We start from the raw sequence: 25307 nt of genomic DNA, 5'->3' as shown, positions 1-25307 counted from the left end.
GGCTGTCACATCGTGTCGGCGTGATCCGTCAGCCAGGTGTAACACCGCACACGGCAAGGAGATCACCATGGAAGCCCGCTTCAACTACTACGGCAACCCGGTCGCGGCCAAGTTCCAGAGGTACATCAACTCGGCGGGCAAGGTCATCTCGGACTCGACGCTGCCGGCCGCGACGCAGAACCTGGTGCTGCTCCGGGCCAGCCAGATCAACGGCTGCGGCTTCTGCACCGACATGCACTCCAAGGACGCCGCGCACGCCGGGGAGACCTCGGTGCGCCTCAACCTGGTCGCGGCCTGGCGGGAGGCCAAGGTCTTCACCGAGGCCGAGCGGGCCGCCCTGGAGCTGACCGAGGAGGGCAGCCGCATCGCCGACGCCGCCAGTGGTGTCAGTGACGAGGTCTGGGCGAATGCCGCCAAGCACTACGACGAGGACCAGCTGGCCGCACTGGTGTCCCTCATCGCCCTCATCAACGCCTACAACCGCATGAACGTCATCACTCAGCAGCCTGCGGGCGACTACCAGCCCGGCCAGTGGGGGTGACGGAACCCCCTAGCCCGCGCTGCTGAGCGAGAGCTTCGCCGCGAAGCCGAGGAAGGCGGTGCCCGCCACGGCGGACAGGCCGGCCGTCAGCCGCTTGCGACGGCGGAAGGTCGCGGCGAGGAACGATCCGCTGAAGATCAGGATCGTCAGATAGGTGAAGCTGAACAGCTGCGCCCAGGCGCCCAGCACCACGAACGACAGGGCCGGATGCGCGTAATCCGGATCCACGAACTGCACGAAGAACGAGATGAAGAAGAGGATGGCCTTGGGGTTCAGCAGGCTGATCACCAGGGCCCGGCGGAAGGGGCGCTCCACCGCCTCCTCGGCCGCTGTGGCGCCGGAGGACGCCGCGCGGGCCTGCCGGCCGCGCCACAGCGACCACGCCCCGCGGAGCATGCCCACCGCGAGCCAGGTCAGATAGCCCGCGCCGGCGAACTTCACCACCGAGAACAGCACCGGGCTGGCCGTGAGCAGCGAGGCCACCCCGCCGGCCGAGAGCGTCATCAGCACCGCGTCGCCGCACAGCACGCCCAGCGCGGCGCCGTAGGCGGTGCGGGCCCCACGGCGGGCCGCGACCGAGACCACGTACAGCGAGTTCGGCCCCGGCAGCAGGATGATCAGGGCGAGACCGGCCAGATAGGTAGGAAGATCGGTTATCCCCAGCATGCCCGCAGGATGGCAGCCGCCCTCCGGGCCCGTCGGGGATTTCCGGCATGTGGACGGGCGACTCGCGCCGCTGGTGGCATGGGGGCGCTGGGCTCCGGGGCCGGCAGGGAACCGAGGGTCCGCACGCGACGTTGATAGCTTTGGGCGGCACGCTGCCACCATGGCAGCCATGTCCGTCCATCCACCTGCGGCCGGGCCTCGCACAGAGCCTGCACCCCTCGACCCAGGAGCCTGTCACCCGTGACCACTCTCGCGCTCGGCCCCAGCTGGCTGGAACCGAACCAGCTGATCGACACCTTCGGCCCGTGGGGCGTGATGGCGATCGTCTTCGCCGAGTCAGGGCTGCTCATCGGCTTCTTCCTGCCGGGTGACGCGCTGCTGTTCACCACCGGGCTGCTGGTCACCACCGGAGTGATCACGCAGGACCTGTGGCTGATGTGCCTGGGCATCGTGGCGGCGGCGATCGCCGGCGACCAGGTCGGTTACCTCTTCGGCCGGAAGGTGGGCCCGGCGCTCTTCCGCCGCCCGGACTCCAAGCTCTTCAAGCAGGAGAACGTCGAGAAGGCCCACGAGTTCTTCGAGAAGTACGGTCCGAAGTCGCTGGTCCTGGCCCGCTTCGTGCCGATCGTGCGGACGTTCACGCCGATCATCGCGGGCGTGAGCCGGATGAACTACCGCTCCTTCATCACCTTCAACGTGGTCGGCGGCGTGCTGTGGGGCGCGGGCGTGACGCTGCTCGGCGCCTGGCTCGGCAAGAGCGACGTCGTCCGGAACAACATCGAGGCGATGCTGATCGGCATCGTGCTGCTGTCGGTGATCCCGATCGTGATCGAGTTCCTGCGCGCCCGCAGCCAGGCGAAGAAGGCCGTGGCGGCGGGTGGGAGCGGTCCGGCGGGGGCCGCCGGAAGCAGCGCCCAGCAGCCGCCGGTGGCGCGGGGCCGGCACGCCAAGCGCTGATCGGCCGAGCCGCCCGGCCGCGGGTGACCGGCCGGAGCCGGCCTGATCGTTTCGAGGGCGCCCCCCGTGCGGGGGCGCCCTCGGCTTTCTCCGGGAAGGGCCCGTGTCCCGTGCGGCCTGCTGGGCAGGCTGCGATCAGTGGGAAGGCTGATACCCGGACCGGTTGGGCACAGCGGGCCTCGATCGTGCATGGTTGCTGTGTCCAGCGGGAGGCAACGAGGAGCGACGTGTCGGATCGGCAGCATCGGCGGCATGCTGAGCGGGCACCGGAGCTGGACGTTCCGGAAGACCGCAAGCCGCAGTCGGACGAGGCGCACAGCGCCTTCACCCCGCCGCTGGGCGTGCCTCTGCCGCCCATCCCCGAGGACGAGCACCCGACCTCGGAGTTCGCCGTCCCCGACGGGCTGACCACCGACCCCGCGCACGGACCGGAGGGCTCCGCCTTCGTCACCCCGCCCGGGGTGGTCACCAGCTCCGACGCCGCTCTCACCCCGGCGCACGGCGTCCCGGCCGCCCAGCTCACCAAGGTCCCCCCGATGACCACCGGCCCCTGGCAGGACCGGATGCGCACCATGCTGCGCATGCCGATCGGGGAGCGGCCGGCGCCCGAGCGCGTGGAGCGGCACGACGAGGCCGGCCCCGCCGTGCCGCGCGTGCTCGACCTCACGCTGCGCATCGGCGAGCTGCTGCTGGCCGGTGGCGAGGGCGCCGAGGACGTCGAGGCGGCGATGTTCGGCGTGGCGCACGCCTACGGGCTGGACCGCTGCGAGCCCACCGTCACCTTCACGCTGCTGTCGGTCTCGTACCAGCCCTCGCTCGTCGACGACCCGGTGACCGCCAGCCGCACCGTACGCCGCCGGGGCACCGACTACACCCGGCTGTCGGCGGTCTTCCGGCTGGTCCACGACATCACCTCGGCGGAGGTGACGCTGGAGGAGGCGTACCGGCGGCTGGCCGAGATCCGCCGTAACCGCCACCCGTACCCCGGCTGGGCGCTGACGGTGGCCGCCGGGGTGCTGGCGGGCGCGGCGAGCATGCTGGTCGGCGGTGACTGGCCGGTCTTCTTCGCGGCGGCGGCCGGCGCGATGCTCGGCGACCGGCTGGCCTGGCTGGCGTCCGGGCGCGGGCTGCCGGAGTTCTACCAGTTCGTGGCCGCCGCGATGCCGCCCGCCGCGATGGGGGTCGCGCTCAGCCTGGCCCACGCCGGGCTCCAGGCGTCCGCGGTGATCACCGGTGGACTCTTCGCCCTGATCCCGGGAAGAGCCCTGGTCGCGGGTGTCCAGGACGGTCTGACCGGCTACTACATCACCGCCTCGGCCCGGCTGCTGGAGGTCGGCTATCTGATCGTGGGCATCGTCTGCGGGGTGCTGACCGTGCTCTACGGCGGTCTGCAACTGGGTGCCAAGCTCAATCCGGAGGTGGCGCTGCGCCATGTCGAGCGGCCGGTCATCCAGACCCTCTCGGCGATGGTGCTGGCGCTGGCCTTCTGCGTACTGCTCCAGCAGGAACGTCACACCGTGCTGTTCGCGGCGCTCAACGGCGGCGTCGCATGGGTGATCTACGGCGCGCTGCACGACACCGCGGGGGTCCCGGCGGTGCCGGCGACGGCCGTGGCCGCCGGGCTGGTCGGCCTCTTCGGCCAGCTGCTGTCCCGCTACCGCTATGCGTCCGCGCTGCCGTACGTCACCGCGGCGATCGGGCCGCTGCTGCCGGGTAGCGCCACCTACTTCGGGCTGCTCTCACTCGCCCAGAACGAGATGGACCGGGGCATCGCCCATCTGACGCAGGCGGCGGCGCTGGCGCTGGCCATCGCCATCGGGGTGAATCTCGGTGGCGAGGTGGCGCGGCTCTTCCTCAAGGTGCCGGGGCCGCAGACGGACACGGCCCGCCGCGCGGCCAAGCGCACCCGCGGCTTCTAGCCACCAGCCCGCCCTCCGCCGCCCGCGTTCGGTGGTGCGGCCGGGAACGGGAACGGCGGGGCGGGGCATCGCGCGGATGCCCCGCCCCGCCGGACGGGTCACTCGAAAAGCCGGTCGGACCGGTCGCCTCAGTGGGCGCCGCCCGCCGCCTCCAGACGCTTGATGGACGCCTCGACCTCGGCCTCGGCCTCGGCGCGGCCGACCCAGTTGGCGCCCTCGACCGACTTGCCCGGCTCCAGGTCCTTGTAGACCTCGAAGAAGTGCTGGATCTCCAGGCGGTCGAACTCGGACACGTGGTGGATGTCGCGCAGGTGCTCCACCCGGGGGTCGGAGGCCGGCACGCACAGCAGCTTGTCGTCGCCGCCCGCCTCGTCCGTCATCCGGAACATGCCGATCGCACGGCACTTGATCAGGCAGCCCGGGAAGGTCGGCTCATCGAGGATGACGAGCGCGTCCAGCGGGTCGCCGTCCTCGCCGAGGGTGTTCTCGACGAAGCCGTAGTCGGCCGGGTAGCTGGTCGAAGTGAAGAGTCGACGGTCCAGGCGGATCCGACCGGTCTCGTGGTCCACCTCGTACTTGTTCCGCGAACCCTTCGGGATCTCGATGGTGACGTCGAACTCCACGGGAGACTCCTCCATGATCAACACATACGTCTGGTGATTAAGTGTCCCCCACGCAGGTGTGTGGTGGCGAAAGGGGCTGGTCGAAGGTGCCCGAGACCAGATCGTGGCAGGTCAGGTGGGAGCAGAGCCGGTGGCGGACCTGGTGGCGGCAGGCCACTCCGACGCAGCGGCAGACATGGCGGCTGTCCGCCGTGTCGGGTGCCGTGGGCGTGGCGGTCGCGACCGCGGCGGTGTTCGCGGCCGGACCGTGGGACACCGGCCAGCGTAAGGCCGAGCGCGCCCGCGCGGCCCAGCAGCGGCATACGGGTGGCGAGCATCACGCCGGGCCGCAGCCCGCGCCGGTCGCCGCTCCGGTGCTGGCCACGCTCGGCACGCACGCCCAGGACCCGGCCCCGGCCGGCGGCCAGGGCGCGGTGCCGCCTCCCACCCGGCAGGGCCTGGCCGAGGCCCTGGAGCCGCTGCTGGACGATCCGGCGCTGGGCCCGGTGCGTACCGCGTCTGTCGTCGACGCGACCGGCGGCCGGCAGCTGTACGGCGCCAAGGCGGACGAGGACGCCACCCCCGCCTCGGTGATCAAGCTGGCCACCGGCGTCGCCGTGCTCTCCGCGCTGGGCCCCGAACACCGGCTGGCCACCCGCGTGGTGGACGGCGGCAAGGGCGCCAAGGACCGGATCGTGCTGGTCGGCGGCGGTGACCCGACGCTGACCGCCCGCCCGGTCAAGGGCGAGGACCACCCCGCGAGCCTGCGCGAACTGGCCGACGCCACCGCCCGCGCCCTGAAGCGGCGCGGCACCAGCCGGGTCTCCCTCGACTACGACACCTCGCTCTACACCGGCCCCGGCCTGCACCCGATCGGGCCGAACGAGAACATCTCGCCGGTGACGCCGCTGATGGTGGACGAGGGGCGCCTGGACGACAGCGACCACGGCCCCGCCCCACGGACCGCCGACCCGGCCGGTGACGCGGCCCGCGGCTTCGCCGGGATGCTCCGCGACCGGGGGATCGGCATCAAGGGCGAGCCGCGCCGGGCCAAGGCCGGCAAGGACGCCGCGGCGCTCGCCACCGTGCGCTCGCAGCCGCTGTCCGAGCTGGTCGAACGGATGCTGACCACCAGCGACAACGACATCGCCGAGGCGCTGGCCCGGCAGACCGCGCTGGCCGGGCACCGCCCGGCGAGCTTCAGCGGCGCCTCCCGGGCCGTCTCCGACCGGCTGAAGGCGCTCGGCCTGCCGCTGGCCGGGGCGCGGATCGCGGACGGCAGCGGGCTGGACCGCGCCGACCGGGTCTCCGCCTCGCTGCTCGCCCAGGTGCTGGTGCGGGCCGCGGACCGGGAACACCCCCAGCTGCGCTCGGTGCTCACCGGCCTGCCCGTGGCGGGCTTCACCGGGACCCTGCGCGGCCGGTACGCCCAGGACGCGGCGGGCCGCGGCGCGGTCCGGGCCAAGACCGGCACGCTGACCGGGGTCAACACCCTGGCCGGCACGGTGGTGGACGCGGACGGCCGGCTGCTGGTCTTCGCCTTCATGACCACCGGCACCACGGACGCGGTGGGCGCGCAGCACGCGCTGGACCGCCTGGCCTCCACAGTCGCCAACTGCGGCTGCCGCTGACGGGCGGGGTCTTGTCCTCAAGCACCGGACGGGCTGGAAAATCCAGCCCGTCCGGTGCTTGAGGACCAGGGCCCGGGGCCCAGCCCCGGATAAGGCACCCGCTCCCGCCCACCGCCCACGCCACGTACCGTGAAGCCATGACGAGCATCGGTGGTGCCGAGATGGTCGACTGGAATCTCGCGGTGGCGACCGCGACCCGGCTGGTGCGTCCGGGGCCGGAGGTGAGCCGGGACGAGGCGCGGACGGTCGTCGCCGAGCTGCGCCGGCACGCCAAGTCGTCCGAGGAGCATGTCCGTGCCTTCACCCGGATGGCCCCGGCCGGTGGTGCCGCATCCGACACCCCGGTGCTGGTGGTGGACCGGGCGGGCTGGGTCAAGGCGAACGTCGCCGGCTTCCGGGAGATCCTGCGGCCGCTGCTCGCCAAGATGGAGGAGCGGCGCGGCGGCACCCCCGGCGGGTCGGTGCTGAACGCGGTCGGCGGCAAGGTGACCGGCGTGGAGCTGGGCATGCTGCTGTCCTTCCTCGCCTCCCGGGTGCTGGGCCAGTTCGAGACCTTCGCGCCGGTGACGCGCGAGCTGCCCGGCGCGTCCTCCGGCGGCGGCCGGCTGCTGCTGGTCGCGCCGAACATCGTCCACGTGGAGCGCGAGCTGGACGTGAAGCCGCACGACTTCCGGCTGTGGGTGTGCCTGCACGAGGAGACGCACCGCACGCAGTTCTCCGCCGTGCCCTGGCTGCGCGACCACATCGAGTCGGAGATCCAGGCCTTCCTCGGCGAGACCGAGGTGGACCCGGCCACCTTGCTGGAGCGCTTCCGCGAGGCGGCCCAGTCGCTCACCGGCGGCCGCGCGGAGGGCGAGGAGGACCGGGCCCGCGGGCGGAGCATCGTCGAGCTGGTCCAGACGCCAGCCCAGCGGGAGATCCTCAGCCGGCTCACCGCGGTGATGTCGCTGCTGGAGGGGCACGCGGACTACGTGATGGACGGCGTCGGGCCGCAGGTGGTGCCTTCCGTGGCGGAGATCCGGGAGAAGTTCCAGCGGCGCCGGGCGAGCGGCGCCGGGCGGCTGGACCAGGCGCTGCGCAGGCTGCTCGGGCTGGACGCGAAGCTCCGCCAGTACCGTGATGGAGAACGGTTCGTGCGGGCCGTGGCCGGACAGGTCGGTATGGACGGGTTCAACCGGGTATGGACCTCTCCGAACACGCTGCCGACCAAGGCCGAGATTCACAAACCCTCGGACTGGGTCGCGCGGGTGCACGGGACGACCGAGGCATAGCGCGGGCACCGCCTGCGGCAGGTGAACGCCCCCGTAATCACTCGTCCGAGGGACCGTGGGCGACGGGTAGGCGTGCGATGCTCGGGGAAAGGCTCGGTTCTGTCACCATCGACGTACTCAGCGTGACGAGTCTCGGTGCGACAAGAGCTTGTACGGCCCCCGAGGCACCCCCCCCTCCGAGGCAGCCCCTCGATTGACAGATGGGATACGGACATGGGTCCCCATCCTGCGGTCGCCGCGATACGCCTGGCGGTCCGCCGCGTTCTCCACGACGTACTGATCGACCATCCGGCGGCGACAGCCGCGGTGCAGTCCGCCGCGGAGCAGTCCGCCGCGCCGCACTCCGCCACCGCACAGGCCGCCTCCGTGGCGATCCGCGGCGCCATGAGCATCACCGACCCCGGGCCCGGCCGGCCGCTGGTGCTGGTCGCCTGCTCCGGCGGCGCCGACTCCATGGCGCTCGCCTCCGCCCTCGCCTTCGAAGCCCCCAAGCTCGGCGTCCGCGCCGGCGCCGTCACCGTCGACCACGGCCTCCAGCCCGGGTCCGACCTGCGTGCCGCCGAGGTCGCGGACCGCCTCCGAATCCTCGGGCTCGACCCGGTCGAATCCATCGCCGTGCGGGTCGGCCGGGACGGCGGACCGGAAGCCGCCGCCCGCGACGCGCGGTACGCCGCCCTCGACGACGCCGCCGAGCGCCACGGCGCCGCGGCGGTGCTGCTCGGCCACACCCGCGACGACCAGGCGGAAACGGTGCTGCTGGGCCTGGCCCGCGGCTCCGGGACCCGCTCGCTGTCCGGCATGGCACAGGTCTCCGGCACTCTGGGCCGCTACCGCCGCCCCTTCCTCGGGCTCGACCGGCAGACCGCTCGCCGCGCCTGCCTGGCCCAGTCGCTGCCGGTCTGGGACGACCCGCACAACACCGATCCCGCCTACACCCGCTCCCGGGTCCGCCACGAAGCGCTGCCGGTGCTGGAGAAGGCGCTGGGCAAGGGCGTCGTCGAGGCCCTGGCCCGGACCGCACAGCTCTCCCGGGACGACGCCGACGCGCTGGACGCCTGGGCCGCCCGCGCCGAGGCCGAGGTGCGCGCCGCCGACGCCGACGAGGGCATCGAGCTGGACGCCGTGGGGCTGGCCGCCCTGCCGCCCGCGGTGCGCCGCCGGGTGCTGCGCCGGGCCGCCATCGCGGCGGGCTCGCCGGGTGGTTCGCTGTTCGCCCGGCACATCGAGGAAGTCGACCGGTTGATCACCGGCTGGCGCGGTCAGCGGGCCATCAATCTGCCCGGCCGGGTCGAGGTCCGGCGGCAGGGTGGCAGACTGGTCATCCGGCAGGGCTGATTCCGCCCGAGCCGGACAAGCCTTCGATGGAACGAGAGTGGCACGGGTGGACGAGAAGGACATGGGCGCCGACCTGAAGTCGGTCCTGATCACCAAGGAAGAGATCGACGCCAAGCTGGCCGAGCTGGCCGCGAAGATCGACGCCGAGTACGCGGGCAAGGACCTGCTGATCGTCGGCGTCCTCAAGGGCGCCGTGATGGTCATGGCGGACCTGGCCCGGGCCCTGTCCACCCCTGTCACCATGGACTGGATGGCGGTGTCCTCGTACGGCGCGGGCACCCAGTCCTCCGGTGTGGTCCGGATCCTCAAGGACCTGGACACCGACATCAAGGGCAAGCACGTCCTGATCGTCGAGGACATCATCGACTCCGGCCTGACGCTGTCCTGGCTGCTGTCGAACCTGGGCTCGCGGGAGCCCGCCTCGCTGAACGTGTGCACGCTGCTGCGCAAGCCGGAGGCGGCCAAGGTCGCGATCGACGTGAAGTGGGTCGGTTTCGACATCCCCAACGAGTTCGTCGTCGGGTACGGCCTCGACTACGCCGAGAAGTACCGCAACCTGCCGTTCGTCGGCACCCTGGCGCCGCACGTCTACGGCGGCTGAGAGGTCCTCGCGCCCCCGGCGGGAACCCGGCGCGGGTTTCCGCCGTTGGAGCAGGGGAGGACGGTTTTGTTGACCGTCCACAGCGGCGTCGGGTGACAATGCTGGGGTACCGTCCGAAGGTCAGTCTTTTTAGAGCCGAGTAATACACCGCACGCACAGGCAGCCGATCGGCCAGATCGAAGAGGTTGCCGTGCCTCACTGTGGCAGGAGGGACGGGGCGATACCGCCCCGTATGGATGGACGTGAAGCGCTACTTCCGTGGGCCGGTCATGTGGATCGTGCTGGCCGTCCTCGCCGTGGTCGTGTTGATGCAGGTCGTCGGCTCTTCCGGCGGCTACAAGTCGGTGGACACCAGCCAGGTCGTCAAGGCGATCAACAAGAACCAGGTCAAGTCCGCCGAGCTGACGACCGGCGAAGATCACAAGATCAAGATCAAGCTCAAGGACAACGTCGACAAGATCTCCGGCAGCGACAAGCTCCAGGCCACCTACATCGGTGACCAGGGCGTCGACCTCGCCAAGGTCCTCCAGGCGAACTCCGAGAAGCCCGGCGGAATCACCGAAGGCTACGACGTCTCGACGTCGAAGCAGAATCCGTTTGTCGGCATCCTGCTCTCGCTCCTGCCCTTCGTCCTGATCGTCGTCGTCTTCCTGTTCCTGATGAACCAGATGCAGGGCGGCGGCTCCCGGGTGATGAACTTCGGGAAGTCGAAGGCGAAGCTCATCACCAAGGACACGCCGAAGACCACCTTCGCCGACGTGGCCGGGTCGGACGAGGCCGTCGAGGAGCTCCAGGAGATCAAGGAGTTCCTCCAGGAGCCGGCGAAGTTCCAGGCCGTCGGCGCCAAGATCCCCAAGGGCGTGCTGCTCTACGGCCCGCCCGGCACCGGCAAGACCCTGCTCGCCCGCGCCGTCGCGGGTGAGGCGGGCGTGCCGTTCTACTCGATCTCCGGTTCCGACTTCGTCGAGATGTTCGTCGGTGTCGGTGCCTCCCGGGTCCGCGACCTGTTCGAGCAGGCCAAGGCGAACGCCCCGGCCATCGTCTTCGTCGACGAGATCGACGCGGTCGGCCGCCACCGCGGCGCCGGCATGGGCGGCGGCCACGACGAGCGCGAGCAGACCTTGAACCAGCTGCTCGTCGAGATGGACGGCTTCGACGTCAAGGGCGGCGTCATCCTCATCGCCGCCACCAACCGCCCGGACATCCTGGACCCGGCGCTGCTGCGCCCCGGCCGCTTCGACCGGCAGATCGCCGTCGACCGCCCGGACATGCAGGGCCGCCTGGAGATCCTCAAGGTGCACCAGAAGGGCAAGCCGGTCGCCCCGGACGTGGACCTCGCGGCCGTCGCCCGGCGCACCCCCGGCTTCACCGGTGCCGATCTGTCCAACGTGCTGAACGAGGCCGCGCTGCTGACGGCCCGCAGTGACAAGAAGCTGATCGACAACCACTTCCTGGACGAGGCGATCGACCGCGTCGTGGCCGGCCCGCAGAAGCGGACCCGGATCATGAGCGACAAGGAGAAGAAGATCACCGCGTACCACGAGGGCGGACACGCCCTGGTCGCGGCCGCTTCTCCCAACAGCGACCCGGTGCACAAGGTCACGATCCTCTCCCGCGGCCGGGCCCTGGGCTACACCATGGTCCTGCCGGACGAGGACAAGTACTCCACCACGCGCAACGAGATGCTCGACCAGCTCGCCTACATGATGGGCGGCCGGGCGGCCGAGGAGCTGGTCTTCCACGACCCGACCACCGGCGCCTCCAACGACATCGAGAAGGCGACCGCGACGGCCCGCGCGATGGTCACCCAGTACGGCATGACCGAGCGTCTGGGTGCGATCAAGTTCGGCTCCGACAACGCCGAGCCGTTCCTGGGCCGGGAGATGGCGCACCAGCGCGACTACTCCGAGGAGGTCGCCGCCCTCGTCGACGAAGAGGTCAAGAAGCTCATCGAGAACGCGCACAACGAGGCCTGGGAGATCCTGGTCGAGAACCGCGACGTCCTCGACAACCTCGTCCTCGCGCTGCTGGAGAAGGAGACGCTGGGCAAGGAGGAGATCGCCGAGATCTTCGCCCCGATCGTCAAGCGCCCGGCCCGCCCGGCGTGGACCGGCTCCTCGCGGCGCACCCCGTCGACCCGGCCGCCGGTCTCCTCGCCGAAGGAGCTCGCCCTGACCAACGGCGTGCAGCCGCAGTCCGGGGCGCTGGCCAAGTCCACCGTCACCGAGGACGGCGCCACCGCGACCGGTGCCGCCGGCGGTGCGGAGCGCCCGGAGGAGCCGAGCGCAGAGAGCTGACCGCGACCGGCGGTGTGCCAGGCCCGGCCTGGCGCACCGCCGAGTGCGGCCGATGTGGACGCTGGGGCCTCACGGCCCCGGAATGAATGCCGCGCCATCCGGGTTCTAGCCTGGTGGTGCGGCATTCCGCATGTGGAGAAGCACAAGGAACGAGGCACTTCCATGACCGACCCGGTGACGCTGGACGACGCGGGCCCCATCGGCGTGTTCGACGAGAAGCGGGCCGAGAACGCGGTCCGGGAGCTGCTGCTCGCGGTCGGTGAGGATCCGGACCGCGAGGGCCTGCGGGAGACGCCGGGGCGGGTCGCCCGCGCGTACGCGGAGATCTTCTCGGGGCTGTGGCAGGAGCCGGAGGACGTCCTCACCACCACCTTCGACCTGGGCCACGACGAGATGGTGCTGGTCAAGGACATCGAGGTCTACAGCACCTGCGAGCACCACCTGGTGCCTTTCCACGGCGTCGCCCACGTGGGGTACATCCCCTCCCATGACGGCAAGATCACCGGGCTGTCCAAGCTCGCCCGGCTGGTCGACGTCTACGCCCGCCGGCCGCAGGTCCAGGAGCGGCTGACCACGCAGGTCGCCGAGTCGCTGGTGCGGATCCTGGAGCCGCGCGGCGTGATCGTCGTCATCGAGTGCGAGCACATGTGCATGTCGATGCGCGGCATACGGAAGCCCGGGGCGAAGACGATCACCTCGGCGGTGCGCGGCCAGCTGCGCGACCCGGCATCCCGGTCCGAGGCCATGAGCCTGATCATCGGCCACTGACCACCGGCCACGGAAGACGACGAAGGGGTGTCCGGGCCGATGGCCCGGGCACCCCTTGTGCCGTGTGGTCCGCTGATCAGCGGGCGCTGATCCGGCTGGAGAGCCATTCCAGGCTGCCCGGGATCTGGCGCTTCCAGGTGTTGAAGTTGTGGCCGCCGCTATCCAGGATCATCGAGGAGATCCGGGTCGGCTCACCCTGCGCGTTCAGCAGCTTCGCCTTGTTGATGAACCGCACGGTCTCCTTGTAGTTCTTCTCGCCGTGCTTGCTGCTGGTCACCAGCAGGGAGACCGGCGGCGCCGGCTTGTGGTCGAAGCGCCACATCAGGTTGTTCTCGCGCTCCAGCTGCCTGCTGCCGTCGAAGAGGTCACCGGTGGTCGCGTCCGTCGGTGCCTTGTACGAGGCCGACAGCCCCGCCCCGGTGGAGAACTTCTCCGGGTGGCGCATGGTCATCTTCAGGGCGCAGTAGCCGCCGGTGGAGTTGCCGATGACGGCCCAGTTGCGGGCCTTCTCGCCGACCCGGTAGTGGCCGCTGACGGCCTCCGTCACGTCCTTGGTGAAGAAGGTCTCGGTCTGCGGGCCGTCGGGGACGTCCATGCACTCGGTGTCGCGCGGCGGGTCGACGGTGGGGCGCATCATCACCAGGATGGTGGGTTTCATCCGGCCGTCCTTGACCAGCTTGTGCGCGGTCTGCGGATACTTCAGCCCGTAGATCAGGGCCTCGGTGGTCCCCGGGTAGCCGGTCAGCACCAGGGCGGCGGGGAAGTCGCGCTTGGCGTTCTCGCGCTGGAAGTACTCCGGCGGCAGGTAGACGTAGGCCGTGCTGGCGATGCGCGAGGTGGGCCCCTGGATGTTCACCTTCTCGATCAGCCCGGCCTTGTCGGGGGCCTTGCTGCCGGGCACGTTCACCTGCTGGGTACCCAGAACCTTGATCCGCTTGGCGCCCGGGGCGTCGTGGTCGACCACCACACCGGGCTGGGTCTGGGTGCCGAACAGGTCCGCCCAGGAGCCGTAGAAGCCGAAGGACTGGTTCGCGTAGAGGGCCACCGCGGCGAAGACGGAGACCTGGGTCGCCAGCAGGGTTCCTATTCGACCCAGCACAACGGGTACGCTGCGGCCCGCAAGCTTCGGCCAAAGCCATATGGTCGCGGCGAAAATCAGCACCGCCACGATGACGGCCACCATCACGGTTTTGGTGCCGGTGAGACCCATTACGAACTCTCTGTCAGGCGGCTGGTCGTCCCCCGAGCCGCGTGATGGAACCCCATGCCCATGTACGCCGTCTTGGAAGGCGCAAATTGTCCACGTTCCGCGCTTGTGGGACGCAGATCCGCTCGACAGGGGCGACGGGAAAGCAAATGTCTGATAAGCAAGATGGCGATAAGTCCCGGGTGGTTCCCACACGGATGCAGCGCCTGCTGCGCGGACCGCGACCCGAAACCGTCCCTTCGGTTGTCGGTACGGTCTGCACGCTGATCGGATTGCTCAACGTCGCGTCCGGTATTTTCCCACGCTTCCGGCACAGCCGGATCCACGCTCTCGCCGAGGTACTGCCGGGCGCCGTCAGCCCGCTGGCCGCCGCGGCCTCCATCGTCGTCGGCCTGCTGCTGCTGATGCTCGCGCACGGGCTGAAGCGGCGTAAGCGCCGGGCCTGGACGGCCGCGGTGGGTCTGCTGCCGATCGTCGTCGCAGGCCAGCTGCTGTACCGCCACTCGGCCTGCGGAGCGGTGCTCTCGCTCGGCCTGCTCGCCCTGATGCTGCGGCGCCGCAAGGAGTTCTTCGCGCTGCCGGACCCGCGCAGCCGCTGGCGGGCACTGGCCAACTTCCTGGTGCTGGGCGCCGTCAGCGTCGCCCTGGGATGGCTGATCGTCAGCGCACACCCCGGCACCGTCGTCGGCAGCCCCACCATCAGCGAGCAGCTGGAGCACGTCCTGTGGGGCCTGTTCGGCTTCGAAGGCCCGGTCGACTACACCGACGGCGTGGACTACACCGTCGGCTACTCCCTCGGCGGCCTCGGCCTGCTGACGGTGGCCACGACCGCGTATCTGGCGTTCCGGCCGGCGCACCCCGTCGCCCGCCTCACCGAGGAGGACGAGAGCCGGCTGCGCGAGCTGCTGGCCCAGCACGGCGGCCGGGACTCGCTGGGCTACTTCGCGCTCCGCGACGACAAGGGCGTGGTCTTCTCCCCGACCGGCAAGGCCGCCGTCTGCTACCGCGTGGTCTCCGGCGTGATGCTCGCCAGCGGCGACCCGATCGGCGACGTGGAGGCCTGGCCGGGGGCCATCGAGCGCTTCATGGAGGAGGCGCGGACCCACTCCTGGACCCCCGCGGTGATGGGGTGCAGCGAGACCGGCGGCCACGTGTGGACCCGCGAGACCGGGCTGGACGCGCTGGAGCTGGGCGACGAGGCGATCGTCGACGCGGACGACTTCACCCTCTCCGGGCGGTCCATGCGCAATGTGCGGCAGATGGTGAAGCGAATAGAGCGCAACGGGTACAGCACCCAGGTACGGCGGGTGCGTGACCTGGAGCCGGAGGAGCTGGCCCGCATCCAGCGCGCCGCCAACGCCTGGCGCGACACCGAGACCGAGCGCGGCTTCTCGATGGCGCTGGGCCGCATCGACGCCGTCAAGGACGGCGACGCGGTGATCGCCACCGCGCACCGGGCGCCCGAGGAGGGTGAGACGCCAAGCCCGTACGGCGACCTGAAGGCCATGCAGCACTTCGTGCCCTGGGGCCAGGACGGCATCTCGCTGGAGCTGATGCGCCGTGACCGCAGCGCGGACCCGGGTATGAACGAACTGCTGATCGTCGCCGCCCTGCAGGCCGCCGCCGACCTGAAGGTCAGGCGGGTCTCGCTGAACTTCGCGATGTTCCGCGCGGCCCTGGCCCGCGGCGAGAAGCTGGGCGCCGGCCCGGTGCTGCGTGGCTGGCGCGGGCTGCTGGTGTTCCTCTCGCGCTGGTTCCAGATCGAGTCGCTGTACAAGTTCAACGCCAAGTTCCAGCCACGCTGGGAGCCGCGCTTCGTGGTCTTCCGCAACACCCGCGACCTGCCGCGGATCGGCTTCGCGGCGATGCAGGCCGAGGGCTTCGTCTCGCTGGCCCTGCCCCGGCTGCTGCGCCGCCGCGGGCCCGCCGAGCCCTCGCAGGGCGGTCAGCTGCCCAGCGCGCCGGTGCGGCGGCACGAGGTGGAGCGGGTGGCCTGACGCCACGCCTCCCCAGGGTGCGAGGCCGCGCCGGTCGCGGCCTCGCGCCGCGGTCGGCTGACCCGCCGTGGTGCGTGCGGTCCGTCCTCAAGCGCCGGACGGGCTGGGGCCTAGGCTTAGGACTATGAGTACGTTGCGACGCCCCCCTGGCCCGGACGGTCTGCCGCGATGGGACCGCTGCGCGGTCATGGGCGTGGTGAACGTCACGCCTGACTCCTTCTCCGACGGCGGCCAGTGGTTCGACACCGAGCTGGCCGTCAAGCACGGCCTGGACCTGATCGCCGCCGGCGCCGACCTGGTCGACGTGGGCGGCGAGTCCACCCGGCCGGGCGCCTCCCGCGTGGACGAGGCCGAGGAGCTGCGCCGGGTGATCCCGGTGGTCCGCGAGCTGTCCGGGGCCGGCGCCGTGGTGAGCGTGGACACCATGCGCGCCTCGGTCGCCGAGCGGGCCGTGGAAGCCGGCGCGGCCCTGGTCAACGACGTCAGCGGCGGCCGCGCGGACCCGGCGATGGTGCCGGTGGTGGCCGCCGCCGGGGTGCCGTTCGTGGTGATGCACTGGCGCGGCCAGTCCATCGACATGAACAACCGGGCGCTCTACGACGACGTGGTCGCCGAGGTCCTGGCCGAGCTGCGCGTCAGTGTGGATCAGGCGGTGGCGGGCGGGATCGCCCCCGAGCGCATCGTGATCGACCCGGGCCTGGGTTTCGCCAAGAACGCCGAGCACGACCTCGCGCTCCTCGCCCACCTCGCCGAGCTGCGGGCCCTGTCCCGCCCGGTGCTGGTGGCGGCTTCCCGGAAGCGCTTCCTGGGCCGGGTGCTGGCCGGGCCGGGGGGCACCCTGCCGCCCGCCCGGGAGCGGGACGCGGCCACCGCGGCCGTCTCCGCGATCGCGGCCCGGGAAGGTGCCTGGGCGGTGCGCGTGCACGACGTGGCGGCGAGCGCGGACGCGGTCCGCGTCGCGCGGGCCGTCGAGGCAGCGGTGTGACCTCACTCACCGATGCCGAGCAGGTCGAGCAGGCCAACACCGCGCTGTACGAGGCGATGGAGCGGGGCGATCACGAGGCCCTGACGCACCTCTGGCTGGACGGCGACGTCAGCTGCGTGCACCCCGGCTGGCCGGTGCTGCGCGGACGCGGCGAGGTGCTCCGCTCGTACGCCCTGATCATGGCCAACACCGAGTACATCCAGTTCTTCCTGACCGACGTCGAGATCTCGGTCTTCGCCGACACCGCCCTGGTGACCTGCACCGAGAACATCCTCAGCGGCGCCCCGGCGGAGACGGAGGGCGAGCTCGGACCGCTGGTGGGGCAGCTGGTGGTGGCCACGAACGTCTTCCGGCGCACCCCGGACGGCTGGAAGGTGTGGTCGCACCACGGCTCGCCGGTGCTTGCGGAGAGCGAGGACGACGCGGAGGGTGAGGACGGCGCCACCGGGCGGGACACCCTCTGAGCGCGGCCGTTCGAGCGCCGGACGGACCGGGTAGGGAGTGAACCACGGAGCACCGGGTAGACGCCGCCGGGACACCCCTCCATACCCGGCACGGCGTCCGCCATGGGCCCGTGCGCGGGAGCTGTCGGCGCTCGCAGGTAGATTCGACTGAGAAGCCCCCACCGGAACAGAACCGGAAAAACGGGGAAAAGGGTGTCGCCGCCGACCGGTGCGCGCCCGCGCACCGACGACCAGCAGGAGTGATTCGGGTGGATCGTGTCACGCTGCGCGGCCTCAAGGCCCGCGGGTACCACGGGGTGTTTCCGCACGAACGCGCGGAAGGCCAGATATTCGTGGTGGACCTGGTCCTGAGCCTGGACTCCCGCCCCGCCGCGGCCGGCGACGACCTCACCAAGACCGTTCACTACGGGGTCGTGGCCGAAGAGGTGGTCGAGGTGGTGACGGGCGAGCCGGTCGACCTCATCGAGACCCTCGCCGAGCGGATCGCCGAGCGGTGTCTGACCCACGAAGCGGTGCGGGAGGTGGAGGTGGTCGTCCACAAGCCGGACGCCCCGATCACCGTGCCCTTCGACGACGTGTCCATCACCATCACCCGGAGCCGACCTTGATGAGCAGCAGCGACCCGACCGTGCAGCCCGTCCCCGCCTCCGTGGTGGCGCAGGTGGACGCGGCGGATGTGACCCTGAGCAATCCCAAGCGCGCCGTGATCTCCCTCGGCAGCAATCTGGGCAACCGCCTGGAGACCCTGCAGGGGGCGATCGACGCCCTGGAGGACACGCCCGGCCTGCGGGTCAAGGCCGTCTCCCCGGTGTACGAGACGGAGCCCTGGGGCGTCGAACCGGGTGCTCAGCCGTCGTATTTCAACGCCGTGGTGCTGGTCAAGACGACCCTGCCGCCGTCCTCGCTGCTGGAGCGGGGCCATGCGATCGAAGAGGCGTTCAAACGGGTGCGGGACGAGCGGTGGGGCCCGCGCACCCTGGACGTGGACATCGTCTCCTACCAGGGCGTGGTCCAGGACGAGCCCGAGCTGACCCTGCCCCATCCGCGCGCCCATCAGCGCGCCTTCGTGCTGGTGCCGTGGCACGACGTGGAGCCGGACGCGGAGGTCCCCGGGCATGGTCCGGTGGCCGGGCTGCTCGCGGAGGTCGGCGGCGGCGGTGTGACCGCGCGCCCCGACCTGGAACTGCGCCTGCCCGAGTAGGCGTTTCCCTCATGGCCCTGCCGTCCCCGGTAGTTTCTGGGGGAGCTGGGGCGTATCAGACGCACATCAGGAACGCTGGGAACGTGAGGGGCGCCGGTCGGTGAGCCAACTTCGGATCAGGGTGCTGGTCGGGCTGTTCGTCGTGGCCGGGGTGGTGTCGTGGGCGGGTGCCCAGCTGTGGGACTCGGTGGGCACCCTGCCGACGGTGCCGGTGGCGGCGCCCATCGTGCTCGGCTTCATCGCCGCCGCGCTGACCGTGACCGCACTGTCGCTGCGGTCCCGGCTGCGCGACCAGCGGGAGCGCGAGCCGGGCGCGAAGGGCGTCGACCCGCTGCTCGCCGCCCGCGCGGTGGTCTTCGGCCATGCGAGTGCGCTGGTGTCCGCGCTGATCGCCGGAGTCTACGGCGGGGTGGGCGTCTTCCTGGTCATGCACGCGCTGGACGTGCCGGCCCGCCGCGACCAGGCGATCTACGCGGGCGCGTCGGTGGTGGCGGCCGGATGGGTGATCGCGGCGGCGTTCTTCCTGGAGCGGGTGTGCCGACTTCCGGAGGATGAGGACAAGGGGCCGGGCGCGGGCCGCGTCGCGGCGTAGCTCCGTTTCGGCCACGCGCCCTTTCCTGCTTTCCCGCCGCGCGGGTGTCTGTCCGTCCTCAATCGCCGGACGGGCTGGAAAATCCAGCCCGTCCGGCGATTGAGGACAAAACCCGCATGGGGAAATGGATCACACGCCGGAGACCGTCTCCACCGACACCTCCCCGCGCGCCAGTGCCCGCGCGTCCGCGTCGATCGAGCGACGCAGCGCCTCGTGCAGCCGTGCCGGGGTGAGGACGCCGAGGAAGCGGTCGCCGTCGAGGACCGCGATCCACCCCGCGTCATGCTGGAGCATCGTGCTGAACGCCTGCTTGAGGGTCGCGCCGACCGGCAGCCAGGCGTCCATCCGGCGGGCGTGCTCCCGGACCGTCCCCGGCGCACCGGCGCCGATCGCGCCGATCGCCTCCGCCGAGACCCAGCCGTGCAGCCGGTCCGCGCCGTCCAGCACCACCGCCCAGCGGGCGTCGTCCGCGGCCAGCCGGGCGGCGGCCTTGGACAGCGGGTCGTCGAGGTGGACGACCGGCGGCTGCTCCAGGTCGCCGGGCTCGATCGGGGTGACCGAGAGCCGCTTCAGGCCCCGGTCGGCGCCGACGAAGTCGGCCACGTACGGGGTGGCGGGCGCGCCCAGCACCGTGGCGGGCGGGTCGAACTGCTCGATACGGCCCGAACCGTAGACCGCGATCCGGTCACCCAGCCGGACCGCCTCCTCGATGTCATGGGTGACGAACAGCACCGTCTTGCGGACCTGGGACTGGAGCCGCAGGAACTCGCTCTGCAGGTGCTCGCGTACCACCGGGTCGACCGCGCCGAACGGCTCGTCCATCAGCAGTACCGGCGGGTCGGCGGCGAGTGCGCGGGCCACCCCGACCCGCTGCCGCTGGCCGCCGGAGAGCTGGTCGGGGTAGCGGTCGCCGAAGACCGACGGGTCGAGGCCGACCAGTTCCAGGAGCTCGGCGGCCCGGTCCCGGGCCTTCTTCCGCTGCCAGCCCAGCAGGTGGGGGACGGTGGCGGTGTTCTCCAGCACCGTCTTGTGCGGGAACAGGCCCACCTGCTGGATGACGTAGCCGATGCGGCGGCGCAGCTTCACCGGGTCCACCTCGGCGATGTCCTGCCCGTCCAGGAAGATCTGACCGCTCGTCGGCTCGATGAGCCGGTTGACCATTTTCATCGTGGTGGTCTTGCCGCAGCCCGACGGTCCGACGAGCGTGACCAGCTCGCCCTCCGCGACCTCGAAGGACAGGTCGTCCACCGCGACCGTGCCGTCGGCGTAGCCCTTGGTGACGTGCTCGAATCGGATCATGGCTCCCCATTGTGGCCGCATTCCCGTCAGAGATTGTTGCTGTTGTGTGGCGAGCGGACGAGATTGTCGGTGCCCGGGGTTAGGGTCGGCGGGAATTGACGGGGAGGTGAGCCATGGCGCGGCAGAACTGTCTGGTCGCCAATGACTGGATCTGCGGCGAATACCTGCGCACCCGCGGCGAGGAGCTGACGGACGCCACGCTCCAGCATGTGGGCATCACGCTCGCCTCGGTCGCGATCGGCCTTCTGGTGGCCTTTCCGCTGGCGCTGCTCGCCCGTCACCGGCGGTTCGTCGCCGGCCCGCTGCTCTCCCTGACGACCATTGCCTACACCGTCCCCTCGCTGGCGATGTTCTCGCTGCTGCTGCCGGTGTTCGGGGTGTCGGTCTCGGTGGTGGTCACCGGCCTGGTGCTGTATTCGCTGACCATTCTGGTGCGGAACATCCTGGCCGGGCTGGCCTCGGTACCGGAGGACGCCCGGGAGGCGGCGCGCGGGATGGGTTACGGGCCGGCTCGGCTGCTGTTCGCGGTCGAACTCCCGCTGGCGCTGCCGGCCCTGATGGCGGGTTTGCGGATCACCATGGTGTCCACCATCTCGCTCACCACGGTCGGCGCGATCATCGGCTACGGCGGGCTGGGCAACCTCATCTACGAGGGCATGCGCAGCTATTTCAAGGCCCAGGTGCTCGCCGCGTCGGTGCTGTGCGTGGCGCTGGCGATCGCGGCGGACCTGCTGCTGCTCGGCGTGCAGCGGCTGCTGACGCCCTGGGCCCGCAAGCGGGGGAGGGCGGCCTGATGGGCGTCATCGGGGACGCGTGGAGCTGGCTGACCACCGGATCGCACTGGTCCGGGGAGGCGGGCGTCTGGCACCGGCTGGCCGAGCACCTGTATCTGACCTTCGTGTCGCTGGGCGTCGCCTGTGCGATTGCGCTGCCGGTCGGGGTGGGCCTGGGCCACCTCGGCAGGGGCGGCACCCTCGCGATCAACCTCTCCAACGTGGGCCGCGCGGTGCCCACCTTCGCCGTGCTGGTCCTGCTGCTACTCAGCCCGCTGGGCAGCCACGGGGACCTGCCGGTCATCCTCGCCCTGGTGCTGTTCGCCGTCCCCCCGCTGCTCACCAACGCCTACGTCGGGATGCGCGAGGTGGACCGGGAGGTCGTGCAGGCGGCCCGCGGCATGGGGATGACCGGTGGCCAACTGGTCGCCCGGGTGGAACTGCCGCTGGCCTTCCCGCTGCTGATGACGGGCGTACGGACGGCCGCGGTGCAGGTCGTGGCGACCGCCACGCTCGCCGCGCTACCCGGTGGCGGCGGTCTGGGCCGGATCATCACGGCGGGCTTCCGGCTCACCGACACCGCGCAGGTGGTGGCCGGAGCGGTGCTGGTCGCGGTGCTCGCGCTGCTGGTGGAGGGCGCGCTGGTGGTCCTGGAGCGGCTGGCGGACCCGTTGCGGCGGCGTGGCGGGCGCGCCCGGGCCGCGGCTTCGACCGCGCCCGCCGATCAGACGTCCAAGGCCCCGGCAGCGCTGGAACTCACGGCGGCGGGTGCGGTGACGGCGGTGGCGCTGGTGGCCGTCCTCGTCGCGGGCAGCGGCGAGAGCCTGGAGAAGTCCGGCGGGGGCGGCTCCGGGAAGTTGGTCGTCGGTTCCGCGCCCTTCGCCGAGTCCAGGATTCTCGCCGAGCTGTACGCGCAGCTCCTGGACGACGCCGGATATTCGACGTCGATCAAGACGGTCGACACCCGTGAGCTGTATGAACCGGCCCTGGAGAAGGGGCAGATCGATGTGGTGCCGGAGTACGCGGCCACCCTCACCGAATTCCTCAACCAGAAGACAAACGGACCGGACGCGAAGCCGGTCGCCACACCCGACGTCGAGACCACCGTGCGGGAGCTGGAGAAGCTGGCCGGGCCACGTGGCCTGAAGGCGCTGCCGGCCGGCGAGGCCGTCGATCAGAACGCCTTCGCGGTGACCGAGGAGTTCGCCGCGGAGCACCATCTCAAGACGCTGTCGGATCTGGGGAAATCGAAGCAGAAGATCACGCTGGCGGCGGGTGACGAATGCGCGGAGCGGCCGTTCTGCCAGCCCGGCCTGGAGAAGACGTACGGCATCGACATCGCCGGTATCGACCCGCTGGACGCCGGCAGTGTGCAGGCCAAGCAGGCGGTCAAGGACGGTAAGGACCAGATGGTTCTCACCGTCACCACCGATGCGACGCTCGATCAGTTCGGCCTGGTGCTGCTGGAAGACGACAAGCACCTGCAGAACGCGGACAACGTGCTGCCGGTGGTGAATGAGAAGACGGCCGGCGCGAAGAAGATCGAGGAGACGCTGAACAAGATCAACAAGGTGCTGACGACGGCCGATCTCACCGAACTGAACAAGAAGGTTGACGCCGAGCGGCTCAAGCCCGCGGATGTCGCCGCCGACTACCTTGAGGAGAAGGGACTGCTCCGGAAGTAAACGGACCGGGGAACAACGAGGGCAAGCAGCGGGGGAAAAGTAATTTCCCTGAAAGAGTTTGCCCGGGGGTGGCCCCAAACGCCCCACACGCACGGTAAGTTTCAGGCCATGCCACGTGGACGCCACCGCCAATCCCCACCCCTGCACAAGCTGCTGCCTCCGCTGTCGATCGCCGCCGCGTCCATAGCCTGCGCTGCCGGGGCCCTGGTGGTCGGAGAGACGGCGGTGGTCCGTGGCCTCGCGGTGGCCGCGAGCGCCGCCGCGGTGGTCGGCGCGTTCCTGATGCGCGGCTGGGACCGGGCCGCCGGGAAGCGGGTCGCCGAGCTGACGAAGGCGCGTACCGCGGACGAGTGGCGCACGGAAGAGCGAATCGCGGAGCTGGAGGCCGACGCGGAAGAGGCCCGCGAGATCCGCGACGCCCTCAACACCAAGCTGCGCGCCAAGCGTGCCGAGCTCGCCCGGCTCCGCAACGAGCACGCCGCGCTGCTGCGCCGGTACGCCACCGCGGAGACGGAGCGCGCCCGCGCGCTGGAGGGCCGCCGCGCGGCCCTGGACACCACGGACGCGACGGACGCCGCGGACGCCACGCCCGGCCAGGTGGAGTCCGGCGAGGTCCGGGCACCCGCCGGGGCGGACGCGGAGTCGTCGGCCGCGACGACGTCCTCGGGGGCCGGGCAGGCTTCCGTTCCGGGCGCGCGCCTGGACGCGGAGACCTTCCGCCGGGCCGCCGCCGCCCTGCGCCGGCTCTCCGGCGAAGGCGCGGACGCGGACGCGGCTGATCCCGCGCAGGAGCAGGACAGCCGGGCAACGGTCGTGGAGGCGGACAGCCCGGCAGCGGTCGCGGAGCCTGCCGCGGCCTCCGGGGCCGAGGGCACCGAGCGCACCGAACGCGCGGAGCGGCCCGGGCTGCCCGGCCCGCGGGCGGGCGGCGACACCCCGCAGGTGGGCGGGCGCGAGGCGCCGGTGCATCTGCGGAACGCGGCGAGCGCTGTCGTCCCCTACGCCGCCGCGCGTCGGGCCGCCGCTCGCGCGGAGGGCACCTTCGACTTCTTCGGCACCAGGAAGCAGCCGCAGCTCGATACGCGGCAGCAGCCGGCCGCGGCCGAGGAGGACCTGGCCGACGTGGTCGGGGCGGAGGCGCTCGCCGAGCAGGCGAAGCGGAGCGAGTCCGGTGAGGTCATCGACCTGACCGCGCACGACGAGACCGAGCAGATCGACGTCGCGGAGCTGCGCAGCGCGATCTCCTGACCGCGCTGCCCGGCCCCGCGGCGGGCGCGGCTCCAGCTGCCCCACACCGTCGCCGTCAGACCCTGAGCGGTCAGGCCATGCGAGGGCAGACGAGCCCGACGGGCCGTCGGCCGGTCACTTGTCGATGTCGCCGACGACGAAGAACATCGAGCCGAGGATCGCCACCATGTCGGCGACGAGCGTGCCGGGCAGCAGCTCGATGAGCGCCTGGATGTTGTTGTACGACGCGGAGCGCAGCTTGAGCCGGTAGGGCGTCTTCTCGCCCTTGGAGACGAGGTAGTAGCCGTTGAGGCCGAGCGGGTTCTCGGTCCAGGCGTAGGTGTGGCCCTCGGGCGCCTTGAGCACCTTCGGCAGCCGCTGGTTGATCGGCCCCGGCGGCAGCTCGGCGAGCCGGTCCAGGCAGGCGTCCGCCAGCTGAAGCGCGTTGTGGGTCTGCTCCAGCAGGCACTCGAAGCGGGCCAGGCAGTCGCCCTCCTCGCGGATCGCGACCTTGAGGGTGTCGCCCAGCTCGCCGTAGGCCAGGTAGGGCTCGTCGCGCCGCAGGTCGAAGTCGACGCCGGAGGCGCGGGCGATGGGCCCGCTCACCCCGTACGCGTGCACCGCCTCCCGGCTGAGCACGCCGACGCCGCGCGTCCGGCCGCGGAAGATCTCGTTGCCGAGCACCAGCCGGTCGTACACGTCCATCCGTGAGCTGACCTCGGCCACGGCGGCGCGGGCACGGCCCAGCCAGCCCGCCGGCAGGTCCTCCTTGAGGCCGCCGACGCGGTTGAACATGTAGTGCATCCGGCCGCCGGAGACCTCCTCCATCACATGCTGGAGGTCCTCGCGCTCGCGGAAGGCGTGGAAGATCGGGGTGATGCCGCCCAGCTCCAGGGGGTACGACCCGAGGAACATCAGGTGGTTGAGCACCCGGTTCAGCTCGGCGAGCAGGGTCCGGGTCCAGACCGCGCGCTCGGGCACCTCCATGCCGAGCATCCGCTCGACGGCCAGCACCACGCCCAGCTCGTTGGAGAAGGCCGAGAGCCAGTCGTGGCGGTTGGCGAGCATGATGATCTGGCGGTAGTCCCGCGCCTCGAACAGTTTCTCCGCGCCGCGGTGCATATAGCCGATGACCGGCTCCGCGTGCTGGATGCGCTCCCCGTCGAGGACGAGGCGGAGGCGCAGCACACCGTGGGTGGAGGGGTGCTGCGGGCCGATGTTCAGCACCATGTCGGTGCTCTCCGCCGCGCCGCCGATGCCGACTGTCGTCTCCGTCATGGGGCCAGTCT

General features: G+C 71.3%; 23 protein-coding genes and 1 pseudogene. 19 read left to right on the top strand and 5 right to left on the bottom strand.

The window, feature by feature from the left end; genetic code table 11:
* The first annotated feature begins 67 nt into the window (after positions 1-67).
* A complete protein-coding gene (locus AC4BDD_RS12950) occupies positions 68-541 on the top strand; it encodes a carboxymuconolactone decarboxylase family protein (RefSeq protein ID WP_490691154.1) in 474 nt (157 codons plus the stop codon).
* A gap of 9 nt (positions 542-550) precedes the next feature.
* On the opposite strand, the gene leuE is transcribed toward AC4BDD_RS12950, so the two are convergent.
* Positions 551-1207 (bottom strand): leucine efflux protein LeuE, encoded by a 657-nt coding sequence (gene leuE / locus AC4BDD_RS12945; protein WP_490691153.1) that lies wholly within the window; start codon positions 1205-1207, stop codon positions 551-553.
* Positions 1208-1447: 240 nt separating this feature from the next.
* Between leuE and AC4BDD_RS12940 the strand changes: the two genes are divergently transcribed.
* Positions 1448-2164 carry a DedA family protein gene (locus tag AC4BDD_RS12940; RefSeq protein WP_490691152.1) on the top strand — a complete coding sequence of 239 codons (717 nt, stop codon included), beginning with the start codon at positions 1448-1450 and terminating at the stop codon, positions 2162-2164.
* A gap of 227 nt (positions 2165-2391) precedes the next feature.
* Positions 2392-4083, top strand: a complete 1692-nt coding sequence (locus tag AC4BDD_RS12935; protein WP_490691151.1) for a threonine/serine exporter family protein — start codon at positions 2392-2394, stop codon at positions 4081-4083.
* Positions 4084-4211: 128 nt separating this feature from the next.
* On the opposite strand, the gene AC4BDD_RS12930 is transcribed toward AC4BDD_RS12935, so the two are convergent.
* Positions 4212-4706: an inorganic diphosphatase gene (locus AC4BDD_RS12930; RefSeq protein ID WP_065961393.1), complete on the bottom strand. Its 495-nt coding sequence runs from the start codon at positions 4704-4706 to the stop codon at positions 4212-4214.
* Between the two features lie 86 nt (positions 4707-4792).
* Here AC4BDD_RS12930 and dacB point away from each other — a divergent pair, with 86 nt between their 5' ends.
* The 6 genes from dacB (at position 4793) to folE (ending at position 12588) form a co-directional block, all read left to right on the top strand.
* Positions 4793-6316: a D-alanyl-D-alanine carboxypeptidase/D-alanyl-D-alanine endopeptidase gene (gene dacB / locus AC4BDD_RS12925; protein WP_490691150.1), complete on the top strand. Its 1524-nt coding sequence runs from the start codon at positions 4793-4795 to the stop codon at positions 6314-6316.
* Positions 6317-6453: 137 nt separating this feature from the next.
* Positions 6454-7587, top strand: a complete 1134-nt coding sequence (locus tag AC4BDD_RS12920; RefSeq protein ID WP_490691149.1) for a zinc-dependent metalloprotease — start codon at positions 6454-6456, stop codon at positions 7585-7587.
* Positions 7588-7800: 213 nt separating this feature from the next.
* A complete protein-coding gene (tilS, locus tag AC4BDD_RS12915) occupies positions 7801-8922 on the top strand; it encodes a tRNA lysidine(34) synthetase TilS (RefSeq protein ID WP_490691148.1) in 1122 nt (373 codons plus the stop codon).
* A gap of 61 nt (positions 8923-8983) precedes the next feature.
* Positions 8984-9523 (top strand): hypoxanthine phosphoribosyltransferase, encoded by a 540-nt coding sequence (gene hpt / locus AC4BDD_RS12910; RefSeq protein ID WP_490691760.1) that lies wholly within the window; start codon positions 8984-8986, stop codon positions 9521-9523.
* A gap of 236 nt (positions 9524-9759) precedes the next feature.
* On the top strand, positions 9760-11820 hold the full coding sequence (gene ftsH, locus AC4BDD_RS12905; RefSeq protein WP_490691147.1) for an ATP-dependent zinc metalloprotease FtsH: 2061 nt from the start codon (positions 9760-9762) through the stop codon (positions 11818-11820).
* Between the two features lie 162 nt (positions 11821-11982).
* A complete protein-coding gene (folE, locus tag AC4BDD_RS12900) occupies positions 11983-12588 on the top strand; it encodes a GTP cyclohydrolase I FolE (protein ID WP_490691146.1) in 606 nt (201 codons plus the stop codon).
* Positions 12589-12664: 76 nt separating this feature from the next.
* Here the strand turns inward: folE and AC4BDD_RS12895 are convergent, their stop codons facing one another.
* Complete coding sequence (locus tag AC4BDD_RS12895) at positions 12665-13798, bottom strand: alpha/beta hydrolase (RefSeq protein ID WP_490691145.1); 1134 nt, start codon at positions 13796-13798, stop codon at positions 12665-12667.
* Positions 13799-13944: 146 nt separating this feature from the next.
* Here AC4BDD_RS12895 and AC4BDD_RS12890 point away from each other — a divergent pair, with 146 nt between their 5' ends.
* The 6 genes from AC4BDD_RS12890 (at position 13945) to AC4BDD_RS12865 (ending at position 19034) form a co-directional block, all read left to right on the top strand.
* Positions 13945-15792, top strand: a complete 1848-nt coding sequence (locus AC4BDD_RS12890) for a phosphatidylglycerol lysyltransferase domain-containing protein (protein ID WP_490691144.1) — start codon at positions 13945-13947, stop codon at positions 15790-15792.
* Between the two features lie 124 nt (positions 15793-15916).
* The gene (gene folP, locus AC4BDD_RS12885; protein WP_490691143.1) at positions 15917-16777 is read left to right on the top strand and encodes a dihydropteroate synthase; all 861 of its coding nucleotides are present in this window, start codon (positions 15917-15919) and stop codon (positions 16775-16777) included.
* A complete protein-coding gene (locus AC4BDD_RS12880; protein ID WP_490691142.1) occupies positions 16774-17241 on the top strand; it encodes a nuclear transport factor 2 family protein in 468 nt (155 codons plus the stop codon). Before folP ends, AC4BDD_RS12880 begins: the two co-directional genes overlap by 4 nt.
* 248 nt (positions 17242-17489) lie before the next feature.
* Positions 17490-17849: a dihydroneopterin aldolase gene (gene folB, locus AC4BDD_RS12875; protein WP_490691141.1), complete on the top strand. Its 360-nt coding sequence runs from the start codon at positions 17490-17492 to the stop codon at positions 17847-17849.
* On the top strand, positions 17849-18442 hold the full coding sequence (gene folK / locus AC4BDD_RS12870) for a 2-amino-4-hydroxy-6-hydroxymethyldihydropteridine diphosphokinase (RefSeq protein WP_490691140.1): 594 nt from the start codon (positions 17849-17851) through the stop codon (positions 18440-18442). The genes folB and folK overlap by 1 nt, the downstream gene beginning before the upstream one ends.
* Positions 18443-18542: 100 nt before the next feature.
* Positions 18543-19034 (top strand): DUF3180 domain-containing protein, encoded by a 492-nt coding sequence (locus tag AC4BDD_RS12865; protein ID WP_490691139.1) that lies wholly within the window; start codon positions 18543-18545, stop codon positions 19032-19034.
* 129 nt (positions 19035-19163) lie between these two features.
* Here the strand turns inward: AC4BDD_RS12865 and AC4BDD_RS12860 are convergent, their stop codons facing one another.
* Positions 19164-20333: an ABC transporter ATP-binding protein gene (locus AC4BDD_RS12860; RefSeq protein WP_490691138.1), complete on the bottom strand. Its 1170-nt coding sequence runs from the start codon at positions 20331-20333 to the stop codon at positions 19164-19166.
* Between the two features lie 113 nt (positions 20334-20446).
* Here AC4BDD_RS12860 and AC4BDD_RS12855 point away from each other — a divergent pair, with 113 nt between their 5' ends.
* From AC4BDD_RS12855 to AC4BDD_RS12840, 4 genes and pseudogenes are all read left to right on the top strand, one after another.
* Entirely contained in the window at positions 20447-21127 is a 681-nt protein-coding gene (locus AC4BDD_RS12855) for an ABC transporter permease (protein ID WP_490691137.1), read from the top strand.
* Positions 21127-21705 (top strand): annotated as a pseudogene (locus AC4BDD_RS12850) (ABC transporter permease); the annotation flags it as partial. The gene AC4BDD_RS12855 and the pseudogene AC4BDD_RS12850, both read left to right, overlap by 1 nt.
* Before the next feature lie 150 nt (positions 21706-21855).
* Positions 21856-22791, top strand: a complete 936-nt coding sequence (locus AC4BDD_RS12845) for an ABC transporter substrate-binding protein (RefSeq protein WP_490691759.1) — start codon at positions 21856-21858, stop codon at positions 22789-22791.
* A gap of 108 nt (positions 22792-22899) precedes the next feature.
* Positions 22900-24039 carry a hypothetical protein gene (locus AC4BDD_RS12840; protein WP_490691136.1) on the top strand — a complete coding sequence of 380 codons (1140 nt, stop codon included), beginning with the start codon at positions 22900-22902 and terminating at the stop codon, positions 24037-24039.
* Positions 24040-24153: 114 nt separating this feature from the next.
* On the opposite strand, the gene AC4BDD_RS12835 is transcribed toward AC4BDD_RS12840, so the two are convergent.
* Positions 24154-25296, bottom strand: a complete 1143-nt coding sequence (locus AC4BDD_RS12835; protein WP_490691135.1) for an NADH-quinone oxidoreductase subunit D — start codon at positions 25294-25296, stop codon at positions 24154-24156.
* Between the last annotated feature and the right edge of the window lie 11 nt (positions 25297-25307).

It is taken from the genome of Streptomyces sp. JLBT605 (assembly GCF_058215555.1).
This window is presented reverse-complemented; position numbering and strand designations above follow the sequence as displayed.